We start from the raw sequence: 15,181 nt of genomic DNA, 5'->3' as shown, positions 1-15,181 counted from the left end.
CTCCTCAATTCACCTATCCAAAACGTCCCGTAATATAATCTTGCGTCCGTTGTTCTTTTGGTGAGGTGAAGATCATTTCAGTCGCACCAACTTCTACCAAATGCCCTAAATGAAACATAGCTGTATATTGAGAAACACGTGCGGCCTGTTGCATGGAATGCGTTACGATAACAATTGTATAATTCTGCCTCAATGCATCGATAAGCTCTTCAATCCGTGCTGTCGCAATGGGATCAAGAGCCGAACAGGGCTCATCCATCAAAATAACTTCAGGACTAACCGCAATGGCGCGTGCAATACACAAACGCTGTTGTTGTCCTCCTGATAAACTTGTTCCAAGATCATGAAGTCGGTCTTTTACTTCTTCAAACAAACCTGCCTGCCTCAAACTCTTTTCAACGACATCATGCAATTCAGAACGCGTTTTAACTAAACCATGAATGCGTGGTCCATAAGCAACATTCTCAAATATAGATTTTGGAAAAGGACTAGGTTTTTGAAAAACCATTCCTACACGTGCACGCAATTCTACAACATCAATCCGTGTGTCATAAATATTCTCCCCATCTAAAGTAATAAGACCCGTTATTTTAGCGCCTTCAATCGTATCATTCATACGGTTAAAACAACGCAAAAAAGTCGACTTCCCGCATCCTGATGGACCTATCAAAGCCGTCACTTGATGTTCAGGAATATCAAGTGTAATACCATGGAGTGCTTCTTTGTCTCCATAAGAAACCTTCACATCCTGACCACGCATTTTAATTTTCATTATAAAAATTCACCTTACAAAAATCTTATCGAAGTTGTTATTTTATTAAAATTACTGGCGGCGTTCAAATCGTCGACGTAAAAAAACCGCAGAAATATTCATGATCGCCAAAAAAATCATTAATACAATAATAGCCCCCGACGTCTTTTCAACAAAAGCGCGCTCTGCTTCACCCGCCCACATAAAAATTTGAACAGGCAAAGCTGTTGCTGGATCCATGGGGGTCGTAGGAATATTAACAACAAAAGCAACCATTCCAATCAAAAGCAAAGGCGCAGTTTCACCCAAAGCCTGAGCTACTCCAATAATTGTGCCTGTCAAAATACCAGGTGCTGCTAAAGGAACAACATGATGAAAAATCATTTGTGTTTTTGATGCCCCCAACCCTAACGCTGCGGCACGAATAGAGAGAGGAACAGCACGCAAAGCAGAACGTGTCGCAATAATGATCGTGGGGAGTGTCATGAGCGCTAAAACAAGACCACCAACCAAAGAAGCTGAACGTGGTAACCCCAAAAAATTAACAAAAACCGCGAGTCCTAAAAGACCAAATACAATCGAAGGAATAGCAGCAAGGTTATTGATATTAACTTCAATAAAATCTGTAAATTTATTTTTGCGTGCATATTCTTCCAAATAAAGAGCCGTCGCTATGCCTATCGGGAGTGAAACCAATAAAACGATGCCTATCATATAAAGAGAACCAATGATCGCAACACCTAAGCCCGCAGTTTCAGGACGACTTGAAGCGCCAAATGTAAAAAAACCAACATTAAATGTTTTATAAAGCGTACCATCATGCGCTAAACGCTTTATCCATTCTACTTGTCGATTAGAAACTTTACGGTTTTTTTCTGCTACATGCAGATCAATCTGCCCCTTATAAGCAGAATCGATATCCGCAGCTGCCAAAACTTTGATTTTTTGCATTGTGCCAATCAGTTTTGGATTCTTTGTCACCATTTCACGAAGTTGAACACGGACGCCATTTGAAAACATACGATTAACATCCCGCAGAGAAGCTCGATCATTTTGATCGATATCAAGTTTCTTTGCTAAAGCATTGCGTACAAGAATCGGATAATTCGCCGTTATGAGAACCTGTGGATTTGTTTTACGTTGACCACCTGGATCAATGATCTTTTCATCCAAATAAATTGATAATGTCATTTGACTTTGAAAAAAAGCTGTATAACCTTGGCTAATAATAGAGCATAAAAGTGCAAATAAAAAAAACAAACCAATAAAAATGGCAATTAAACCATAGGCACGAAAACGACGTTCAGCCCAATACCGACGTTTGAGGCTAATATTGCGACGAGGAAAAAGAATTTTTTCATTCATTCATATTGTTCCCGATATTTACGCACAATATAAAGAGCTAGAATATTCATCAAAAGTGTCATAACAAAGAGTGTCATTCCCAAGGCAAAAGCCACCAGAGTTTGTGGAGAGTTAAACTCAAAATCACCGGTTAATTGATTAACAATCTTAACAGTCATCGTAGTCATTGCTTCGAAAGGATTGAGTGTTAAGTTTGCTGCAACACCTGCCGCCAAAACCACAATCATTGTTTCTCCAATTGCACGCGATGCCGTCAACAAAATTGCTCCCATAATCCCTGGAAGCGCTGCAGGTATAACGACTTTCTTAATCGTTTCAGACTGCGTTGCTCCTAAACCATAAGAACCTTCACGTAAAATACGTGGAACAGCTGTTATAACATCATCTGACAAAGAGGAAACAAAAGGAATTAACATAATTCCCATCACAACTCCAGCAGTCAAAACACTTTGCGCCATAATAAAACTAACCCCGTCTGAGAGAGAAGCAGAGAGATCACGTAAAAATGGTCCTACAACCTTCAAAGCAAAAAAGCCATAAACAATCGTTGGAATGCCAGCAAGAACTTCTAACAATGGCTTCACAATTGCTCGCAATCGCGAAGAAGCATACTCGGCCATATAAAGAGCTGAAAATAATCCTATAGGTACAGCAAAAAGCATGGCAACAAATGCAATATAAAGCGTACCAGCAAGAAGCGGTATTAAACCAAATTGTCCTACTTCATTGCTTGAACCGCTCGCAGAAAAACGTGGATCCCAAACCGTTCCTAAAAAGAAATTCGAAAAGGATACAGACTGAAAAAAGCTTATTGTCTGAAAAAACATAGAAAGTGCAATGGCTATTGTCGTCAAGATAGCAACGATAGAAGCACAAGCCAAGCCAATAATAATCAAAGATTCAACCTTATTACGCGCACGCTGTTGAGGAGCAATTTGCATCATTCCACAGATAAAACCAAAGAACGCAATAGCAAAAAGGAAACCATGACCAATAAACTGAAGCTTTTCAGAAGAAAATACCCATGATTGTGCTATTTTGAACACATCATCCGATGCTTCATGAGGTAAAACAAACCCTTTCGTGAGTAATTGTTCCTGCACTTTCTTATAGGAAACGGTAGAAAGGTCCCCTTCAAAGTGATGAAGCATTTTGACGAGACTTCGAAGTGTCTCCCAAAGTAGATCATGATTTACAGGCTCTGTTACATGCGCACTATACGCCCCAAGCTCTTGAGAGGCATTATATTCTAAATAAATTGTACTCCCCGCATCCCAAAAAATTAAAAAAATAAAAGCTGGAATAACAGTAATCAAAAATGTCCACCAGCCATAATAATACGCACGAGAATGCATTTTATGTTGTCTGTCTTCAAGAAAGCGTGCTCGCATATAAGAAATACAAAAGCCACAAAATCCAAGAGTCAACAACAGCAAAACAATGAAGGAAATGCGCATTTTATCTTTCAGTTCTTATAAAAAAATAGCAACAAAAACTCTTACTTTGGAAATCCAACAAATTATTCCCAGCCAATTATTTCAATGTCATTACTCGACCAGCAGAAAAATCAGAACGCTGTGCTTGACGTTCCTTTTCAGGAGAAACAATCAAACCATATTCAGCCAAAGGACCCTCTGGACCAATCATTTGATCAGAAAGAAAAAAATCAACATACTCTCGCAAACCTGAAATAATACCTAAATGTGCTTTCTTAATATAGAAAAAAAGCGGACGAGAAACCGGATATTGTCCACTAGAAATCGTCTCAACTGTTGGCGCAAAACCGTTAATATCGGCAACCTTTAGCCTATCGGCATTATTTTGATAAAAAGACAAACCAAAAATACCAACCCCTGTTTTATTAGAAGTTAGACGCGCAAATGTTTCAGAATAATCACCATCAATATCAACCGCTTTTCCATCCTTACGTACTGCAATACAAGCAGCGTATATTTCCTTATCATCCATCCCTAAAGACTTCATCGTCTCAACCGCTCCACTCTCTTTACAGCCTACAGCAAGTAATTTTTCTTCAAAAACTTCACGCGTTCCATGCTTCTCTCCAGGAATATACGCTGCTATCGTCCAGTCAGGAAGAGCACTATTGACTGCACTCCATTTCAAAACATTATTCGGTTGCAACTTTCCGTCTATAATAATTCGAGCAGCAAGGGCTTTATAAACATCTACTGGCTGTAATTTCCAATCAGGTCCCTTAATATCAGTTGCAAAAACAATGCCATCATACCCAATACGTATTTCCTCAACATCTTTTACACCAGCATCAAAACAAGACTGTAATTCACTCGGTTTCATTGCTCGCGAAGCATTAACAATATCAACAGTGTTCTCCCCAATACCACGGCAGAATTCCTTAATACCAGCTCCTGTTCCTCCCGATTCGATAACAGGAACCTTAAAATGGGGATAAATTTCTCCAAATGTTTCAGCAACAATCTTTTGATAAGGTAAAACTGTAGATGAACCAGTAATCTGTATTTGATCGCGCGCATTGCCTCCATTTGCTGACAGCAGTAGCGCAAAAATCAATCCCACTCCAATTGATAATACTTTGTTCATCTATAAACTCCCTAAAAATTGAAAACAAAGCCTCTTAATTTATATTATACGGTCATTCTAGTTCACATTTGCAACATAACAAATATAAAAAACAACATGGATCATTTTTTTAAAACCATGTTTTTGTCCTCTGTCAAATAAATTCATTTGAACGCTTGAACTCAATAACATCCCAAAACAAATGAGCAACATCTGTACCGCAGAAGCGTTTAATTTCACGAATTCCTGTAGGAGACGTCACATTAATTTCTGTTATATAATCTCCAATCACATCAATCCCCACAAAAAGAAGACCGCGTTCCTTTAAAGCTGGACCAATGCGTTCACAAATCTCATAATCACGTTTTGTTAACTCAACATTTTCCGCGCGACCTCCAACATGCATATTAGAACGAACATCTGTTTCTGTCGGAATTCGATTAATAGCTCCAACAGGTGTACCATCAAGCAAAATAATCCTTTTATCTCCTTTTCGTACTGCCTCTAAATAGCGCTGAACAATAAACGGTTCGTGATAAATTTCTGCAAACATTTCCAACAATGATGCTAAATTGCGATCATCTTGTTTTAAATAAAAAATACCAGCGCCCCCATTTCCATAAAGTGGTTTAACAATAATATCGCCAAATGTCTCTCTAAAAGCTGTTATTTCTTCAATATCTTTGGTAATTAATGTTTCTGGCATCAGATCGGAAAATTCAGTAACAAAAATTTTTTCTGGACTGTTGCGTACCCATGCCGGATCATTCACAACGAGTGTTTTAGGATGAATACGTTCTAACAAATGAGTTGTTGTGATATAATTGAGATCAAAAGGTGGATCTTGGCGTAAAAGAACCACATCCATATCTGTTAATTCAGTGCGAACAGGCTTTTCTAATTGATAGTGGCTTCCCTCTTTATCATGTACAATCAATGGCTCTAGTCGTGCAATCACACAACCATTACACAGAGATAAACGATCTGGTGTATAATGGAAGAGAGAGTGTCCACGTTCTTGTGCTGCTAAAGCGAGTGCAAATGTCGTATCTCCTTGAATCCGAACTGTTGAAATATGATCCATCTGAATGGCAATTTTCATCAATAAATCCTCCCTATCCTAAAAGCAGACTGGTCTATGCACCATAAACTTAGTAAACAATAAAAGAACTATGACAAGAGAAAATTTATGACACAAGAAACAGATATAAAATTAAACAACAAAGAAATCGAACGCTATGCACGCCATATCATTTTGCCTGAAATTGGTGGCGCAGGACAACAAAAGCTAAAAAAAGCACGCGTTCTTGTTGTGGGCGCCGGTGGTCTTGGTGCTTCTGTCTTAACCTATTTGGCTGCTGCAGGTGTTGGAACCCTTGGAATTGTCGATAACGACATCGTTTCACTTTCCAATTTACAACGCCAAGTTATTCATAAAACAAATGCAATAAACAAAAGCAAAACAGACAGTGCTGAAACCACTATAAAAGCAATAAATCCCCATGTTGTAGTTGAAAAACACACCCTACGCTTAGATAAAAGTAATGTGGATAAACTGCTCAATGCTTACCACATCATTGTTGATGGAAGTGATAATTTTACGACACGCTATCTTCTTGCTGATCACGCTGCCCAATGCAAAAAACCTTTAATAAGTGGTGCTGTAGAACGTTTTAATGGCTCATTAACCGTCCTTATGCCGTATAAAGACAATAATCCTCACTATCGCGATTTATTTCCCACCCCTCCAGCTCACGGGACTATCCCAACATGCGCTGAAACTGGAATCATCGGTGTTTTACCTGGCGTTATTGGGACCCTACAAGCAATGGAAGTTATTAAAATGATCACAAACATCGGAGAGCCATTAGTAGGAAAGATTCTTCTCTATAACGGATTATTAGCGCAATTTAATGTTATTACCTATAAACGCTCAAATTATAAAGAAAATGCCATAGTTATTAAGAAGCTTGGAGAATCATGATGATGTCCTCTCTTCCACTAATTTTTAGCACTCTCGCAACATATATTGAAATACTAGTATTTTATCGCAAATCATCGAAACACTGTAACCCATGGAAACTATTAGATTTATCACAAATATGGAAAACCTTTTGTGAAAAAATAATTCTCTATAATGGATTATCGACATAATTTCATGTCATCGTCTATAAATGGACAGAGACTCATGCAAATGTAGCGGCCATCAGTGTTCTTGTGTAAAAAATTTTCGGCGTAGATAAAAATACAATCAGCGGAATTCTATTCAGCTATTTTACTATTCACACATAAAAATTGTTTCACATGGCAGTGCTTACTTCAGACCGCCATGGGTTTTCCAATTCACGGGTTTGTTTTAAAGAGACATGTCTTAAGGCACCCAAGCTCATTTCGCGGCGCCGACCGTGAATGGTATAACGATACAGCCATTGAGCACCTCCATCTTTACGCTTATGAAGAAGCAAGCCGGCACCATCATTATATTTGCCAGCCCCCAATGTTGCGACAGATCTTGCATTAAGCCGATTCATCAGAATCATTTTTACTCCTTTCTTTTATAGTTTTTACCCACACGCCAGCCCCGCTTGTGACGTGCAAGCAAGTGATTTTGATTGATTCAAGATACACAGATTTGAAATGAGAGAATTCTACGTTATTCGGGGTTCTAATTCAATGTGAATAACGCTAAATTATAATTATAAATCAATGTCTTATACAGACAACAACCTATAAATAATCTAAGTCATATTTTAGTGACCGATACTATAAAAGGTCAACGATCTGTACCTACACCTCTAACCTTAAGAGAAAACGTCTATTCATCAAGCATCATAAAATGCAGCTTAGGATCATTGCACGTATAAGAACAATCAATTGTCTCTGTTCATAAAAAAATACATGGGGATTGATGTGTATAGAAGGATTAAGATAAACTTCATGGAGAGCTTTAATTACATAATTATTACATTCAGAAGCAGAAAGCTGCGGCTCATGAATTGATAATCCTTCAGCTATAATTTTACAGACAAGTATATGTAGAAAAAGTGAAGCCCACAAATCTTGAAAACCAATCCGCAGATGACAGCGTAAAGAGTGCATTTTTATAAAAGATCTCTTTAAAATAAGCGAGTAAACATGCAACGTTAAATGTGTTCTGCTTTACGTGAGGGGCGTTCCCCCCCTAACAAAACATCAATAAGAGCTCTTTTTATAAAACCGTGAAACTAAAATTACAAAAAAATCAGACTTCTTTCTAAAATTAACATCTATGGTATAAGTGAGTTTGGCTCGTTCGCTTTATTATTATCCGTTGGTAAAGGAACAGGATGATCGGACAAACTGCGTAAATAAAGCAAAAGATCGGCACGATCTTGGTCATTTTTAATTCCACGAAAAGACATAATGGTCCCAGGAAAAGCTTCACGTGGAGAATGTAGATAACGATCCAAAGTGATAAAATCCCATTTTTGGTCAGAATGCGCGCGCAATGCCCGTGAATATGCAAAACCTGCTGCTGATGCTAAAGGGCGATCAACAATCCCCCAAAGAACTGGACCAACACGCCCTGCTTCATTGCGTCCAGAAGTATGGCATATGGCACATTGGCGAAAAACTTTACGGCCATTTTCAAAATTGCCTTGTTGAAGGCGGCTATTTAGTGATAAGGAAACATCAGGTGCTTTTTGTTTTTCTTGAAATATATCATTCTTGGCAACTGTATGATGATATTGGACTGATGTAGGATGATCGTAAATTATATTGCTGAGTGTGGAAATCCCCACAATAATGACCAGCACACATAAACAAGCACAAATAAAATAAATAAATCTCGGGCGATTCATAAAAACTCAAATGTTCACGGTTTCATTACCATTTTTAGTTTAAGCTTTTTCTTTATAACACACAACATCATAAATGCATCACAGATGACATTGGGAATCTTACAATGGCTCTTGAACCAATTATTCTTATTCCTGCCCGTATAGGCTCAACCCGTCTTCCTCAAAAAGCTCTCGCTGAAATTGGTGGAAAGCCGATGATTGTTCATGTCGCAGAACAAGCCAAAAAAGCCGCAATAGGACGTACAATCGTTGCAACAGATCATCATGATATTGCTAAAGCTGTTGCAGATTATGGGCATGAATATATCATAACACGAGGTGATCATAAGTCTGGATCTGATCGTATTTATGAAGCTTTAATGCGCATTGATCCTGCACAACGCTACAACGCCATTTTAAATATACAAGGTGACCTCCCAACAATAATGCCTCAGGAAATCATTCGTGCGCTATGCCCTTTAGAAAATAGCCTTACTGATATTGCAACCTTGGGTGCTCAAATCATTGAAGAAAATGAAACAAGAGATCCCAATGTTGTCAAAATCATTGGTACACCGCTTTCTCAAAATCGCCTTCGTGCTCTTTATTTTACGCGCGCCACAGCACCCTATGGAGACGGTCCTCTTTATCACCATATTGGAATATACGCCTATAGGCGCGAAGCACTTGAGAAATTTGTATCATTCAAACCCTCACCACTTGAGCAACGTGAAAAACTTGAACAATTACGCGCATTAGAACACAATCTGCGTATCGATGTGGAAATAATCGATACAATTCCCTTAGGTGTGGACACACAACATGATCTCGATAGAGTTTGTGAGATTTTAGCATGAAAATATTTAAAAAAACCAATAAAATTTCTTTCCAAGGAGAATACGGCGCTAATTCCCATATTGCTTGCTCCAATATGTTCCCCCATATGGATACTATTCCCTCTGCTACTTTTGAAGACGCCCTTAATTTAGTGGAAAGCGGGAAAGCTGATCTTGCTATGATCCCTATTGAAAATACTCTTGCGGGACGCGTTGCAGACATTCATCATCTTTTACCTCAATCATCTCTTTATATTATTGATGAATATTTTTTACCTATCCATTTTCAACTCATGGTTTTGCCCGGCGTTACACATGACGAAATTAAAACCGTCCACAGCCATACGCATGCTCTTGCACAATGCCGAAAAATTATACGAAACAACGGTTGGAAACCTGTTGTTTCTGCCGACACCGCTGGAGCTGCAAAATTTATTAAAAAAAATGCTAAACGTTCACAGGCTGCTCTAGCACCTTTAATCGCAGCAGAACTCTATGGACTTGATATTCTTGAAAGAGATGTTGAAGATAACCCTCATAATATTACCCGTTTTGTCATCCTTTCACGCTCCAAACGACATGTCCCTAAACCTCAAAATGGCGAAAAAATCATCACCAGTCTTCTTTTTCGCGTGCGCAATGTCCCCGCTGCTCTCTATAAAGCTATGGGAGGATTTGCAACGAATGGTATCAATATGACAAAATTAGAAAGCTATCAAATTGGTGGAAATTTCAATGCAACACAATTCTTTGTTGATATTGAAGGACATCCTGAAGACCCGATGATGAAACTTGCCTTAGAAGAATTATCTTTCTTTTCTGCAGAACTGCGTATTATCGGTACTTATCCAGCACAAAACGATCGAACATCGTATATATAAAAGCAATTAGGCTGCTATCATTCTTTGCTGATATCAAAGAGCATCGTAAAAATTTCATAATGCAACGCATCTTGAAAGATCTCGTTTTTTCTACTCAACACCCTTCATAAACACTGAAGAAGAAAAAACAGTAACCAAAAATAAAAACGCTTGTACCATCTATTTCCCTTTCCACATTAAAGAGAGGTTCTTGAGAAAAGTCATTTCCTATGACAATTTATTCCAATAAAGATAACAAACTTCTAAATTGCTCTCAAAACAATTCAAATTATTATACATAATAGAGCACTCAAATCTCTTAGATTAATATCATTTTAAACATGGTTTAAAACTAGAAAATGCAACTTAGCCCTGATTTTAGCGTTAAGTTTGAACTTTTATCTTTATAAAAACTGATTTATATTCCACCTAACTTTAGAAAAAAGGAGAGGATAATGAAAAAAATCTTCACGCAAGGATTATTAGCTGCCAATATTCTCGTCTACTCTAGTGTTGCATTCGCTGGCTTTGGTGAGAAAAAATGGAATTTTGGGCTGGATGAAAGTGTTGTGATCATACCATCTGATACAATCCATCAAGGAGCTGAATACTCTTGTAGTATCTTTAAGCCGAAGAAAGTATCCTTTACTTTATCATACTCTGCCCCTTCTGATTTAAACAAATTGAGAATTTTTGTTGATGATGAAAAGAAAATAACCCATGATAAAGAAAAGAAGATCTTTACCCTAAAAAATATAAAATCTCTTCATATAAGTTTTCCTTCGTCAGGACATTATATTTTTAAAAATATTACGAAGAAAAAAGTTATTGGAACAAATTGTGACACAGGAGATTATGATTAATAATATTTCTAATAGCATCTAAATGTGAGTAAAATTATTCTTTTGTTCAGGTGTTTTTTTCAAAATAGGTTATAATGAGCTATTAAAACTTATCTCTGAAGAGGTGTTTTGTAATGATATGGAAAACCTTAAGCTACTCATAAAATTAGATATTAAAGAACTTTTGCGACAACTAAATGACTAAACTTAAATTGTTCTTTACTCTCTACCATCAGAGCTAATTTTTAAATAAGAATATAACTTTTACCTTCGCAAATGCTTCATTTTAATTACTATAAAGTACATCGTACCCAAATCATTTATAGATTAAGAAGAGAAGTAAAAATTGTTTTATAGAGGCATTCCTCATTGCATTTTAATCATATTCATTCAAGATTCTTGTAAAAAATTCATCTTGCTTTTCTCTTATCGTCAAAAAATATAATTATTTCAAGCTATAAAATGTCGTGTATATAAAATACCATTTTTACAGTTATGAAATCATAAATCTGTGCCATCATTATTATTTTATAGCTTTTAAATTGCATCGTCTCTTGTAAGAGTACAGTCCTTAAAAGATATGTGAAATCTTTTCTCCAATAATGGGAACGCATATATTGATCCATCTGGTGATGAACCCAACGTCTTTAATGAAGAAAATCAGCACTCAAGAAAAAAGAGCGATAATATCTACTCAAGATTTACATTCATAGATGTTAAAAGAAAAAATATGAAGAGCTATTGTTATGAAAACTGATAAATCCTCAACTTCTTTGTTGTTTATATGTTAATAAATTAAACGCAAAGGAAAATTCTTCATCGTTCTTATAATATTTTTTGTTTCTGAGCTTGATTTTTCATTCTAAATCGACAATATGGATTTTGGGAGGTTGGTGGTGGACGAACTACTCGCCAACTGGGTCAGGTCTGGAAAGAAGCAGCCCTAACGAGTTCTGGTACGGGTCATCGTGCCAGCCTCCTGTTTTGCTGAAGAAATTATTTTTATGCTATCTTTTAGCGAAGTATTTTAAATCTTCAGAGCAGCGTTTGTATGCAGCGGTAAAGGGATTTGGTTGTCTTTAAACAAATTGTCCCATAAATAATTTGATTAAGAAAAAATCCTTTTATATGAGAGTACAGTATTGACCTATGCTTTTGTATTATCAAAATGTATGCATAAAGAACTTTGAAGTTGGAAACATTCATGGAAAATGTACCGGTAGAAACAGCCTATCGTGTTCTTGCTCGTAAATATCGACCACAAAACTTCTCTGACCTCATTGGTCAGGAAGCTATGGTGCGTACTCTCACCAACGCCTTTGAAAAAGGTCGCATTGCACAAGCATGGATGTTAACAGGGATTCGTGGCATAGGAAAAACCACAACAGCACGTATTTTGGCACGTGCGCTCAATTATAAAACAAAAGATATTGACCAACCAACAACCGTATTGGACTCTCTTGGTGAACATTGCACACAAATTATCGAAGGACGCCATATTGATGTTATAGAAATGGATGCCGCTTCTCATACAGGCATTGACGATATTCGTGAAATTATTGAACAAATACGCTATCGTCCTGTTTCTGCACGCTATAAGGTTTATATTATCGATGAAGTCCATATGCTCTCAACACAAGCTTTTAATGGTTTGTTGAAAACTCTTGAAGAACCACCATCCCATGTAAAATTTATTTTTGCCACAACAGAAATTCGCAAAGTTCCTATTACAATCCTTTCACGTTGCCAACGTTTTGATTTGCGACGTATTGAATCAAAAGCTTTGTGTGCACATTTGCGCCAAATTGCGAAATATGAAAAGGTAGAAGTAGAGGATCAAGCACTCTCTATGATTGTTCGCGCTGCAGAAGGCTCTGCACGTGATGCATTATCCATTTTTGATCAAGCGATTGCCCATAGTAATGGCAATGTTAATGCTATTGCGGTGCGTACAATGTTAGGACTCGCAGATCAAGCACGTATTATTGATCTTTTTGAATTTATTATGAAGGGCGATATTGTCAATGCATTACATGAATTACGCAGTCAATATGAAGCAGGGGCTGATCCTCTTACTATATTGACAGAACTGGCCGATTTTAATCATTTGGTCACACGTTTACGTTTTACACCAGAAATAGTGGAAGATTTTTCGCTAACTGAAGAACAACGTTTAAAAAGTGTAGACTTTTCAAAAAAACTTTCCGTTCCTATTTTATCTCGAAACTGGCAAATGTTACTCAAAGGTTTACAGGAAGTTAATCAAACTGCACGTCCACTTCAAGCTGCTGAAATGCTTTTAATTCGTCTTGCTCACACGGCTGACCTTCCAACTCTTGATGAAGCTTTAAAAAAGCTTACGCAAGAAAAAACACCTCTCACACTGGTTAAAAACTCTTCTCATCAAGAATCTACAAATGCAAATAATATACCAAAAGAAACAATGGTCGATACCCATGTTTCCTCGAGCATTTCAAATACATTACCCGATCAATCAGATTTAAAAACATCTTTGAAAAACCAATTAGATCATTCCTTACAACCGGAAAATTTAGTTAAAAATCAAACTTCTGAAAAAACCAACGCTCAAGAAGTAACAGAGGTTCTAGAAACTTCTCAATCTACTGATCTTTCTGGAAAGATTGCAAATTTATCGCATTCTGTCACGCAAACAACAGAAGAGATTACTGAACCTAAAACTCTCGTGATTAATTCTTTGCACGATATTATTAAATTAGCCGAACAGCATGATGATGTTCCTTTCAAACTCCTTGTTAAAGAATTTGTTCATCCTGTTTCTTTTGAAGCTGGGCATATTACCTTGAGACTTTCTGAAAATACCCCACAATTTCTTGCTCATGATATAGAAAAAAAGATATCTCAATGGACTGAAAAACGCTGGACAATAACTTTTGTTAATGAAGGAGGTGGCCCAACCTTACAGGAGGAAAGTATAGCGATTCAAAAGACTCTTTTTTCTAATGCAGAAACAGATCCTGATATCGCGAAAATCCTCAATCATTTCCCAGAAGCAAAAATTGTCGATATTCGACTCAATAAAGAAGAAAATGATCTTGATTTACTCTCCAATACCTTTAAAAATGCTGATATTTTTAAAAATAAAAATGATATCAATGATGAATAAGGATACCTATTCCTATGCGTGAAATGATGAGCATGATGAAAAAAGCCAAAGAAATGCAAGAAAAAATGCAGAAGATTCAGGAGGAAATAGCTAATCTACAAGCTGTGGGTACTGCAGGGGGTGGTCTCGTCAATATCACTTTAAATGGCAAAAATATTATAACAGCAATTCAAATTGATCCTTCATTACTCAAACCTGAAGAAGCTGAAATTCTTGAAGATCTCATTATGGCAGCTTATAATGAAGCAAGAACAAAAATCGAAATCGCAATAGAAGAAAGAACCAAAAGTATAACGGCAGGGCTACCACTCCCATCAGGTTTCAAGCTTCCATTTTAATGAAACGGATTTTTTCCGTGGGACAAAAATATGTCTAAATACATTGCAGGACCTGAGATTGAACGTCTCATTCAGATTTTATCACGGTTACCAGGTCTTGGTCCACGTTCAGCGCGTCGTGCTGCACTGCATCTTATCAAAAAAAAGGAGACTTTGCTGGAGCCTTTAGGAGCAGCTATACAAGCAGCTATCGAAAAAGTCGGCATTTGTTCTGTTTGTGGAAATGTCGATACCATTGATCCTTGTTCAATTTGTACAGATTTGCGCCGCGATGATACAACAATCATCGTTGTTGAGGATATTGCTGATCTGTGGGCTCTTGAACGTGCAAAAACTTTAGCCGCACGTTACCATGTGTTGGGTGGACGACTCTCCCCCTTAGATGGAATAGGTCCAGACGAACTCAACATTGCCACCTTAATACAACGTGTTGTACAAAATCCTATTACGGAGATTATTCTTGCTGTCAATGCGACTGTCGAAGGTCAAACAACTGCTCACTATATCACTGATCAGCTTTCTAATTTTCCAGTTAAAATTACGCGACTTGCTCATGGTGTGCCTGTAGGAGGCGAGCTTGATTATCTTGATGATGGAACTTTAGCAGCAGCTGTACAAGCACGAACAAATCTTTAAAACTTTTTCTTATCTGTTATCTCTTTTT

Annotated in this window: 13 protein-coding genes, 1 other RNA gene and 1 pseudogene; 8 read left to right on the top strand and 7 right to left on the bottom strand. The window is 37.3% G+C overall.

What is annotated here, in order from left to right:
* Nucleotides 1–13: 13 nt before the first annotated feature.
* From pstB to gshB, 5 genes are all read right to left on the bottom strand, one after another.
* A complete protein-coding gene (gene pstB, locus ACFIJL_RS04935) occupies nt 14–772 on the bottom strand; it encodes a phosphate ABC transporter ATP-binding protein PstB (RefSeq protein WP_012230692.1) in 759 nt (252 codons plus the stop codon).
* A gap of 51 nt (nt 773–823) precedes the next feature.
* A complete protein-coding gene (pstA, locus tag ACFIJL_RS04930; protein ID WP_375623078.1) occupies nt 824–2,116 on the bottom strand; it encodes a phosphate ABC transporter permease PstA in 1,293 nt (430 codons plus the stop codon).
* Nucleotides 2,113–3,573 carry a phosphate ABC transporter permease subunit PstC gene (gene pstC / locus ACFIJL_RS04925; RefSeq protein ID WP_375623076.1) on the bottom strand — a complete coding sequence of 487 codons (1,461 nt, stop codon included), beginning with the start codon at nt 3,571–3,573 and terminating at the stop codon, nt 2,113–2,115. The genes pstA and pstC overlap by 4 nt, the downstream gene beginning before the upstream one ends.
* Before the next feature lie 76 nt (nt 3,574–3,649).
* Nucleotides 3,650–4,696 carry a PstS family phosphate ABC transporter substrate-binding protein gene (locus ACFIJL_RS04920; protein WP_375623074.1) on the bottom strand — a complete coding sequence of 349 codons (1,047 nt, stop codon included), beginning with the start codon at nt 4,694–4,696 and terminating at the stop codon, nt 3,650–3,652.
* Nucleotides 4,697–4,829: 133 nt separating this feature from the next.
* Nucleotides 4,830–5,777, bottom strand: a complete 948-nt coding sequence (gshB, locus tag ACFIJL_RS04915; RefSeq protein ID WP_375623072.1) for a glutathione synthase — start codon at nt 5,775–5,777, stop codon at nt 4,830–4,832.
* 87 nt (nt 5,778–5,864) lie between these two features.
* Here gshB and ACFIJL_RS04910 point away from each other — a divergent pair, with 87 nt between their 5' ends.
* On the top strand, nt 5,865–6,659 hold the full coding sequence (locus tag ACFIJL_RS04910) for a molybdopterin-synthase adenylyltransferase MoeB (RefSeq protein ID WP_375623070.1): 795 nt from the start codon (nt 5,865–5,867) through the stop codon (nt 6,657–6,659).
* 337 nt (nt 6,660–6,996) lie between these two features.
* On the opposite strand, the pseudogene ACFIJL_RS04905 reads toward ACFIJL_RS04910, so the two are convergent.
* Together ACFIJL_RS04905 and ACFIJL_RS04900 are read right to left on the bottom strand one after the other, a co-directional pair.
* Nucleotides 6,997–7,215 (bottom strand): annotated as a pseudogene (locus tag ACFIJL_RS04905) (Arm DNA-binding domain-containing protein); the annotation flags it as partial.
* A 726-nt stretch (nt 7,216–7,941) separates the two neighbouring features.
* On the bottom strand, nt 7,942–8,517 hold the full coding sequence (locus ACFIJL_RS04900; protein WP_375623068.1) for a c-type cytochrome: 576 nt from the start codon (nt 8,515–8,517) through the stop codon (nt 7,942–7,944).
* Between the two features lie 104 nt (nt 8,518–8,621).
* On the opposite strand from ACFIJL_RS04900, the gene ACFIJL_RS04895 reads away from it, so the two are divergent.
* The 7 genes from ACFIJL_RS04895 to recR all read left to right on the top strand — a co-directional run bounded on the left by ACFIJL_RS04895 (nt 8,622) and on the right by recR (nt 15,153).
* Nucleotides 8,622–9,353: a 3-deoxy-manno-octulosonate cytidylyltransferase gene (locus ACFIJL_RS04895; RefSeq protein ID WP_375623066.1), complete on the top strand. Its 732-nt coding sequence runs from the start codon at nt 8,622–8,624 to the stop codon at nt 9,351–9,353.
* On the top strand, nt 9,350–10,213 hold the full coding sequence (locus ACFIJL_RS04890) for a prephenate dehydratase (RefSeq protein ID WP_375623064.1): 864 nt from the start codon (nt 9,350–9,352) through the stop codon (nt 10,211–10,213). Before ACFIJL_RS04895 ends, ACFIJL_RS04890 begins: the two co-directional genes overlap by 4 nt.
* Before the next feature lie 434 nt (nt 10,214–10,647).
* Entirely contained in the window at nt 10,648–11,055 is a 408-nt protein-coding gene (locus tag ACFIJL_RS04885) for a hypothetical protein (protein WP_375623062.1), read from the top strand.
* 864 nt (nt 11,056–11,919) lie between these two features.
* Nucleotides 11,920–12,017, top strand: an RNA gene (gene ffs / locus ACFIJL_RS04880) — signal recognition particle sRNA small type.
* A 221-nt stretch (nt 12,018–12,238) separates the two neighbouring features.
* Complete coding sequence (locus ACFIJL_RS04875; RefSeq protein WP_375623060.1) at nt 12,239–14,179, top strand: DNA polymerase III subunit gamma/tau; 1,941 nt, start codon at nt 12,239–12,241, stop codon at nt 14,177–14,179.
* Between the two features lie 14 nt (nt 14,180–14,193).
* A complete protein-coding gene (locus ACFIJL_RS04870; protein ID WP_273790576.1) occupies nt 14,194–14,517 on the top strand; it encodes a YbaB/EbfC family nucleoid-associated protein in 324 nt (107 codons plus the stop codon).
* 30 nt (nt 14,518–14,547) lie between these two features.
* Nucleotides 14,548–15,153 carry a recombination mediator RecR gene (gene recR / locus ACFIJL_RS04865; RefSeq protein ID WP_273790577.1) on the top strand — a complete coding sequence of 202 codons (606 nt, stop codon included), beginning with the start codon at nt 14,548–14,550 and terminating at the stop codon, nt 15,151–15,153.
* The last annotated feature ends 28 nt before the right edge of the window (nt 15,154–15,181 follow it).

Source organism: Bartonella sp. TT119HLJHH (assembly GCF_042193385.1).
GTDB lineage: Bacteria > Pseudomonadota > Alphaproteobacteria > Rhizobiales > Rhizobiaceae > Bartonella.
This window is presented reverse-complemented; position numbering and strand designations above follow the sequence as displayed.